A 2,500-nucleotide genomic window follows, 5' to 3' on the forward strand; every position below is an offset into this window, starting at 1 on the left:
GACGATGACCTACTCTCGCACAGCTTAGGCTGCACTACCATCGGCGCGGCTACGTTTCACTTCCGAGTTCGGGATGGGATCGGGTGGTTCCATAGCGCTAATTTCATCAGGGAGACGGTTGGAGCGTCGCCATCCAAACAACGGATTTAGGCGCCTGCCTCTCATAGATCTTGTGACGTAGCGTGCACTTGGACTCTATCGACATGTCATGTCGGCCAAGGCAACTTGAGGTTATATGGTCAAGCCACACGGATCATTAGTATCAGTTAGCTCAATGCATTGCTGCACTTACACACCTGACCTATCAACCACATAGTCTATATGGTTCCTTTAGGGGGCTTGTGCCCCGGGAAGTCTCATCTTGAGGCGCGCTTCCCGCTTAGATGCTTTCAGCGGTTATCGCTTCCGAACATAGCTACCCGGCAATGCCACTGGCGTGACAACCGGAACACCAGAGGTTCGTCCACTCCGGTCCTCTCGTACTAGGAGCAGCCCCTCTCAAACTTCCAACGCCCATGGCAGATAGGGACCGAACTGTCTCACGACGTTCTGAACCCAGCTCGCGTACCACTTTAAATGGCGAACAGCCATACCCTTGGGACCGACTACAGCCCCAGGATGTGATGAGCCGACATCGAGGTGCCAAACACCGCCGTCGATATGAACTCTTGGGCGGTATCAGCCTGTTATCCCCGGAGTACCTTTTATCCGTTGAGCGATGGCCCTTCCATACAGAACCACCGGATCACTAAGTCCTAGTTTCCTACCTGCTTGATCCGTCGATCTTGCAGTCAAGCACGCTTATGCCTTTGCACACAGTGCGCGATGTCCGACCGCGCTGAGCGTACCTTCGAGCTCCTCCGTTACTCTTTAGGAGGAGACCGCCCCAGTCAAACTACCCACCATACACGGTCCCCGATCCAGATAATGGACCTAGGTTAGAACGTCAAGCACGACAGGGTGGTATTTCAAGGATGGCTCCACTGCAGCTAGCGCCACAGTTTCATAGCCTCCCACCTATCCTACACAGACGAACTCAACGTTCAGTGTAAAGCTATAGTAAAGGTTCACGGGGTCTTTCCGTCTTGCCACGGGAACGCTGCATCTTCACAGCGATTTCAATTTCACTGAGTCTCGGGTGGAGACAGCGCCGCTGTCGTTACGCCATTCGTGCAGGTCGGAACTTACCCGACAAGGAATTTCGCTACCTTAGGACCGTTATAGTTACGGCCGCCGTTTACTGGGGCTTCGATCAAGAGCTTCGCCTTGCGGCTGACCCCATCAATTAACCTTCCAGCACCGGGCAGGCGTCACACCCTATACGTCCACTTTCGTGTTTGCAGAGTGCTGTGTTTTTGATAAACAGTCGCAGCGGCCTGGTTACTGCGACCCTCTTCAGCTATAGCTCGCATGAGCCACCAAAAAGGGTGCACCTTCTCCCGAAGTTACGGTGCCATGTTGCCTAGTTCCTTCACCCGAGTTCTCTCAAGCGCCTGAGAATTCTCATCCTACCCACCTGTGTCGGTTTACGGTACGGTCTGCGTAAGCTGAAGCTTAGGAGCTTTTCCTGGAAGCGTGGTATCAGTGACTTCGTCTTAAAGACTCGTCTCGGTGCTCGGTCTTAAAGGATCCCGGATTTGCCAAAGATCCAAACCTACCGCCTTTCCCCAGGACAACCAACGCCTGGTACACCTAACCTTCTCCGTCCCTCCATCGCACTTACGCGAGGTGCAGGAATATTAACCTGCTTCCCATCGACTACGCATTTCTGCCTCGCCTTAGGGGCCGACTCACCCTGCGCCGATTAACGTTGCGCAAGGAAACCTTGGGCTTTCGGCGTGCGGGTTTTTCACCCGCATTATCGTTACTCATGTCAGCATTCGCACTTCCGATACCTCCAGCAAGCTTCTCAACTCACCTTCACAGGCTTACGGAACGCTCCTCTACCGCGCATAACAAAGTTATGCACCCCAAGCTTCGGTTCTGTGCTTAGCCCCGTTAAATCTTCCCCGCAGACCGACTCGACCAGTGAGCTATTACGCTTTCTTTAAAGGGTGGCTGCTTCTAAGCCAACCTCCTGGCTGTCTGTGCCTTTCCACATGGTTTTCCACTTAGCACAAAATTTGGGACCTTAGCTGTGGGTCTGGGTTGTTTCCCTTTTCACGACGGACGTTAGCACCCGCCGTGTGTCTCCCATACAGTCCGTCTCGGTATTCGGAGTTTGCAATGGTTTGGTAAGTCGCGATGACCCCCTAGCCATAACAGTGCTCTACCCCCGAGAGGATACATATGAGGCGCTACCTAAATAGCTTTCGAGGAGAACCAGCTATCTCCGGGTTCGATTAGCTTTTCACTCCTAATCACACCTCATCCCCTACCTTTGCAACGGGAGTGGGTTCGGGCCTCCAGTGCGTGTTACCGCACCTTCACCCTGGGCATGACTAGATCACCCGGTTTCGGGTCTACTGCCCGCGACTATGCGCCCTTATCAGACTCGGTT

The 2,500-nt window shown here is 53.6% G+C and carries 2 rRNA genes (1 of these 2 cut by a window edge); both read right to left on the reverse strand.

The window, feature by feature from the left end:
- Positions 1-111 (reverse strand): 5S ribosomal RNA (rrf, locus tag ACVOLI_RS19345); the annotation flags it as partial.
- Between the two features lie 124 nt (positions 112-235).
- Positions 236-2,500 (reverse strand): 23S ribosomal RNA (locus ACVOLI_RS19350); it runs 613 nt beyond the window's last position.

The sequence above is a fragment of the Stenotrophomonas sp. STEN029 genome, assembly GCF_056760015.1.